Here is a 6054-nt window from a genome sequence, read left to right as displayed (position 1 = left end):
CTTCCAAAGATCTCGTGTCGCTTCCGCAATTCCCCGAGGGGGTTCCTTCCAAAAGCGGGTGCAAAGATAGGGCTTGTTTTTTTACCGTGCAAACAAATCAGCGAATAATTTCAATATCTTTTTGGTCTTTTTTCGCCCATTTTTGCCAAAGGCGCGGTTATCAGCCATCTAGAACATCCAAAAAAAATCACTTTTTTTCTTATCATCCCCATAAACACGAAAAAAACGTTTTTCCCATAATTCAGAACAGGGAAAATATTTCCGGAAGTCACATCTGCAAAAATCAAAAATCCATGATTCTGGATGCCTCAGGCAGATCCAGTTTGATCCATTTCCAAAAAAAAACGGGAAAGGAACGTGGAATTAAACGAAAAATTATGCCGATCATGTTTGAACTGTATCCTACCGAAGAAACGCCCCATATACATCCATCAAATTATAATTTATGCGTATCTTCGCACAAAATTACCATTCCGGCAACTTTTGCCCCAAACTGTATACATATATATAAGGAATAATTGATGAAAGGGATTGTTTATATTTTAAAACGCTTTTTGCCTCCTTATAAGAAGTATCTGCTTCTTACATTTATTTTCAACATTCTGACGGCCATACTCAATGTATTTTCGCTGGCTACCATCATCCCTATTCTGCAGGTGCTGTTTAAGGTGAATACAAAAACATATTCCTTTATCTCCTGGCAGAATGCCGATCATTCGCTGATAGACACCGCGTTGAATAACATAAACTGGTACGTAACCCGGCTGATTGAAATATACGGCAGTAGCTTCGCTTTGATGATGCTGGCCGTAGTGCTTGTGGTGATGACCTTGTTAAAAACAGGTACTGCCTACTTAGGTTCCTACTTTATCATCCCCATCAGGACTGGTGTGGTAAAAGATATCCGAAACCGGATCAACGATAAGATTCTTACCCTGCCGATCGGCTTCTTTACAGAGGAACGGAAAGGAGATATCCTGGCAAGGATCTCGGGCGATGTGAATGAGGTGGAGAACTCGGTGATGAGTTCGCTCGATATGCTTTTTAAAAATCCAATACTCATCCTTATCTATCTGACCACAATGACCATCCTGAGCTGGCAGCTTACCCTCTTTGTGCTGATTGTCCTCCCTGTGATGGGCTTTGTCATGGGAAGAGTGGGCAGGTCGTTGAAAAAAAGTTCTTTTGAAGCGCAAAACAAATGGGGTGAGCTAATGTCACAAGTTGAGGAGACATTGAGCGGTCTGAGAGTCATCAAAGCATTTAATGCGGAAAACAAGATCTCAGATCGGTTCCACACCGGTAGCAATCTGTTCAGGAGAATGTCGAACCGGATTGCACGCCGCCAACAGCTTGCACACCCCATGAGCGAGTTATTGGGAACCATCACCATCGCCATCGTGCTGTGGTTTGGTGGCTCATTGATCCTGGGAGGCAACGGGGTAATTGACGCAGCGACATTTATTTATTACCTGACCATATTCTACAGCATCATCAACCCCGCCAAGGAGTTGTCCAAATCGGCGTACGCAGTGCAACGGGGACTGGCATCGATGGAGCGGATCGATAAGATCCTACAGGCCGACAATCCCATATCCGATGCCCCACAGCCCTTACCTCTGCACTTCGATGAGAAAATAGAATACAAGGATGTATGGTTTACCTATAATACCGACTGGGTAATACGGGATGTGAGACTGACCATAGAGAAGGGAAAAACAATTGCGCTGGTTGGTCAGTCTGGCTCTGGTAAATCGACCCTGGCCGATCTCCTCCCCCGCTTCTACGACACACAAAAAGGTGGTATCTATATCGATGGCATTAACATCAAAGATGTCAAACTGCGAGATTTAAGATCACTGGTGGGTTACGTGAATCAGGAAGCCATCCTGTTCAACGACACCTTTTACAACAACATCGCTTTTGGTGTTGCAAAAGCCACGGAAAGCGAGATTGTGGAAGCAGCAAAGATCGCCAACGCACACGATTTTATCATGGCGACTGAAAAAGGGTATCATACCAATATTGGTGACAGGGGCGGAAAGCTCTCCGGCGGCCAACGTCAACGCATCAGCATTGCCCGCGCCATATTAAAGAACCCGGAAATCCTAATTCTGGACGAAGCGACATCGGCACTCGACACAGACTCCGAAAAACTTGTGCAGGAGGCTTTGGACAACCTGATGAAAAGCCGCACCACCATTGTGATTGCACATAGGCTGTCAACCATAATGAATGCCGACGAAATTTACGTCATGAAAGAGGGGCAAATTGTAGAATGGGGACAACATGCCTCTTTGTATACACAGGGGGGATACTATACAAAACTGTGCGATACGCAGGCCAATCTGATATAACCTACTGCTTGGATTGCTGCACGATTATAGCTTCTTTCGATATTTTATTCAATAGCCTGTCAACTGCCTCGAAAGGCGAATTGATGCTACGAAACTCCGGAACGATCTCTTTCATTGCTTTCACTGTACGCATATCATCATACTCGAAAGATGTCTTTATGAGGGCATTGATACTGCGGTTCACTTCTGTATATTCATACTCACGCACCTCGGCAATCATTATTTTTTCGTGGTAGGTGGGCTTGGTCTGCTCGGCTTTGTTCAGCAACTCTTCGTAAAGCTTCTCTCCGTGCCTCAACCCGGTAAATTCAATTTTGATATTTTTCGATCCGGAGAGACGAATCATCCGCTTGGCCAGATCCAGGATCTTCACCGGCTTACCCATATCGAATATGTAGATCTCGCCGCTCTTCCCCATTGATCCGGCTTCCAACACCAGCTGACAGGCCTCGGGAATGGTCATAAAATAACGAATGATTTCCGGGTGTGTCACTGTGACCGGGCCACCATGCTTGATCTGTTCCCTGAACAAGGGAATTACCGATCCGTTCGACCCCAATACGTTTCCAAAACGGGTGGTGATGAATTGAGTTGTTTTCTGCCCGGTTTTTTCAATGTGTTTAGCAAGAGACTGCACGTATATCTCACAAATGCGTTTGGAACACCCCATTACGTTAGACGGGTTCACTGCTTTGTCGGTAGAGATCATCACAAACTTCTGAGCGTTGTACTTTACTGCAAGGTCTGCTACGATCTTGACTCCCAAAATGTTGGTCTGTACCGATTCCGAGACATTGTCCTCCATCATGGGTACATGCTTGTAGGCAGCGGCATGAAAGATATACTGTGGCCGTGACCTTGAAAACACTTTCTCCATGCGAGATTCATTGCTGATGTCGGCAACCACAATTTCGGTGCGCAAGTCCCTCCATTTCTCCTGCAACTCAAGTCGCATATTATGCAGCGGCGTTTCTGCCTGGTCGATCAAAATAATGCTGTAGGGGTTGAACGAAGCCACCTGTCTCACTATCTCACTGCCAATGGATCCGGCTGCACCGGTGACAAGCACTCTTCTTCCTTCAATATTTCCTGCAATCTCCTTCATGCTGATATGAATAGGGTCACGCGGCAGGAGATCCTCAATTTGCACATCCTTCAACTGCTCCTTGCTGATGAGAGTTCCGTTCCATTCATTGATGGGAACTGTAGTCAGAAGCGAGATATTGTGATCGACAAAATTAGCCAAAAGGCTGGAGCTCTTGATCTCCTCCATCTTCTGGGGCGACACAATGATTGTCTTCACATCTTTGCTTTCCAGAGTCCTGAAAAGGTTTTCGTTATTGGCATAGATGATTACCCCCATCAGTTCCTTGCCAATCATGTGATTTTCGTCGGAAATAAAACCCAATACCCGGTAATTAAACTCGTTGTTGCCTTTCAACGCTTTGGCCACGCTGACACCTGCCTGCTTGGTTCCGTAAATAAAGACGTTTACCGGCTTCACCGTACTACCAGTGATAGCCTCATAGACCTCTTTGATCAGGATCCGGGAAAAGATCATCAGAAAAGTATTGAGCAAAAATATGGCCATAAATGTCACATTGGTGATATAGAATCCGGGATCAATTCTTTTTAATACCAATATAGCCAGGTAAGTGAATGCATAACCCAATACCAGGGCATAAATGATGCGCAACAAGTCAGAAAAAGAAGAGAATCTCAGGATTCCCCTGAACGTACGGAAGGAAATAAATGCTATCGCATTGAAAAGGATCAGCAGCAAACACAACGTCGTTCCATCAGTTCTAACCTCATGCGTCAGCCCGCCAAAACCGTATTTTACAAAATACATGAAGAGGCAAGAAAAAACAATCATGAGAACATCAATTGCCAGGATTGAAAATCGAGACAACACCCTATTTGACAAGAAGTTTCGTACAAACTCGCTCATAAAGACAATGTTAATTCAAATCTAATAAAGCTTCAAACAGACATACGAACAAATTCTGTGCCTTTCTACTGCAAGGAAGGGCTTCCAACTCGTTCGTTTGTTAATGTCGATACTCTTCGTTCATGACAGCCTCTCGGGACGTTTTTCCCTTTTCAATTAATTCGATTCCTTTTTTGATCAGGGAATCCTCTTTATAATACACCGCCCAAAAGGCTTCTTCACCGAAAAAATTACGCGCAATATAGGAATACATTGTATTCTCCAACAATTCACCTGATTCCTGAATATAGTAAGGTCTTCTCCTGATACCGTTATTGTCGGCAAAACTTACAAGATTCAACAAAAGCGGTTGTTGGCGAAGATGTTTATATAATTCCTGCCAGGTAGCAAAACTGCTCAATTTATCTCTGTACATGTCAGAATACACCATAGCATACCTCTCGTCCAGCCGGTTGTTCACCACAGCGTTATAATACGAGTTAATTCCAGAAGTATCGCGTGCAACAAAAACATCGGGCATGATACCGTCTCCTCCGTATACTGTTCTACCTCCGAGGGTTTTATAGGGAGTCAGATTGTTTGATGCTGTATCCACATTGATGTAGTCTCCTTCCAGATAACGGTTGATTGCATCCATCTCATATTCATCATACTTCCCTTTTTCATAACTACGCTGTATGGATCTTCCCGAGGCAGTGTAATACCGGGCAACAGTAAGCCTTACCGCCGATCCGTCCGGAAAGTTGCGCTGACTTTGTACCAGTCCTTTACCAAAGGTACGTCTGCCAATCACCAGTCCTCTGTCATGATCCTGAATAGCACCGGCAAAAATTTCGCTGGCAGAGGCACTCAACTCATCTACCAACACAATGACATCGTCTTCTTTACAAGTTCCCGAGCCATTGGCGTAATTGTCTGTGCGCGGAAAATTTCGCCCCTCTGCATAGACAATGAGATCTCCTTTGCGCAAAAACTCATTCACCATGGCGACCACGATATCAAGCGATCCTCCGGCGTTGCCTCTTAAATCGATCATGAAAGCTAGGGCGCCCTGGCTTTTCAATTTGGAGATAGCGGATATAAACTCACTGAAGGTGTTAAAACCAAAGTTCCTCCCCAGTTTAATAAAACCTATTTTGTCTGTGAGCATGTAGGCAGCATTAACACTGCTCATGGGAATATCTCCGCGGGTAACGGTAATTTCGACAAGACGGCTATCGTGATCACGCATAATGCCCAGCTTCACTTCCGATCCTTTTTCGCCGCGTAGTTTTTTCAGTACGTCTTCGTTCTGAATTTTCATTCCGGCAACCGTTGTGTCGTTTACCATCACGATTCTGTCCCAAGGCATGATACCTGCAGCTTCCGACGGGCCACCGGGGACGATGCTTGTCACAACAATCGTATCCCTCAACAGGTAAAAGCTAACGCCGATACCGGAAAAATGCCCTTCCAGATCTTCGTTTACACGTTTCATATCGGCAGCCGATATATACTCTGAGTGTGGATCCAGTTCCCGGATGATGTTGGGCAAAGCATCCTCCACAAGCTGACGCATATTGACCGTATCAACATAAGACTCACGAACATAGTTCAGCACCGCATCAATCTTGCCGGCACCATGTCCTGCTCCCGACCTGCCAAATTGACCATACTTGCTTCCGATAAATATGCCCAAGGCAATTCCAATGCCAATCCACAAGGGAAGCCATGTTCTTACTTTCTTCTCTGAATCCATCAATACCC

At 44.9% G+C, this 6054-nt stretch carries 3 protein-coding genes; 1 reads left to right on the top strand and 2 read right to left on the bottom strand.

All coding sequences use genetic code 11. The annotated features are described in order from the left end of the window. The first annotated feature begins 521 nt into the window (after nt 1-521). Nucleotides 522-2357 carry an ABC transporter ATP-binding protein gene (locus B3Z75_RS04730; protein WP_294068230.1) on the top strand — a complete coding sequence of 612 codons (1836 nt, stop codon included), beginning with the start codon at nt 522-524 and terminating at the stop codon, nt 2355-2357. Nucleotide 2358: 1 nt separating this feature from the next. Here the strand turns inward: B3Z75_RS04730 and B3Z75_RS04725 are convergent, their stop codons facing one another. Both B3Z75_RS04725 and B3Z75_RS04720 read right to left on the bottom strand, forming a co-directional pair. After that, nucleotides 2359-4308, bottom strand: a complete 1950-nt coding sequence (locus B3Z75_RS04725) for a polysaccharide biosynthesis protein (RefSeq protein ID WP_294068229.1) — start codon at nt 4306-4308, stop codon at nt 2359-2361. A gap of 100 nt (nt 4309-4408) precedes the next feature. Then, the gene (locus B3Z75_RS04720) at nt 4409-6046 is read right to left on the bottom strand and encodes a S41 family peptidase (RefSeq protein WP_294068228.1); all 1638 of its coding nucleotides are present in this window, start codon (nt 6044-6046) and stop codon (nt 4409-4411) included. Nucleotides 6047-6054: the final 8 nt, after the last annotated feature.

This window comes from Proteiniphilum sp. UBA1028 (genome assembly GCF_002316955.1).
In the GTDB taxonomy this organism is placed as follows: Bacteria; Bacteroidota; Bacteroidia; order Bacteroidales; family Dysgonomonadaceae; genus Proteiniphilum.
The sequence above is the reverse complement of the archived record's forward strand: the minus strand, read 5'-3'. Positions and strand labels throughout refer to the sequence as shown.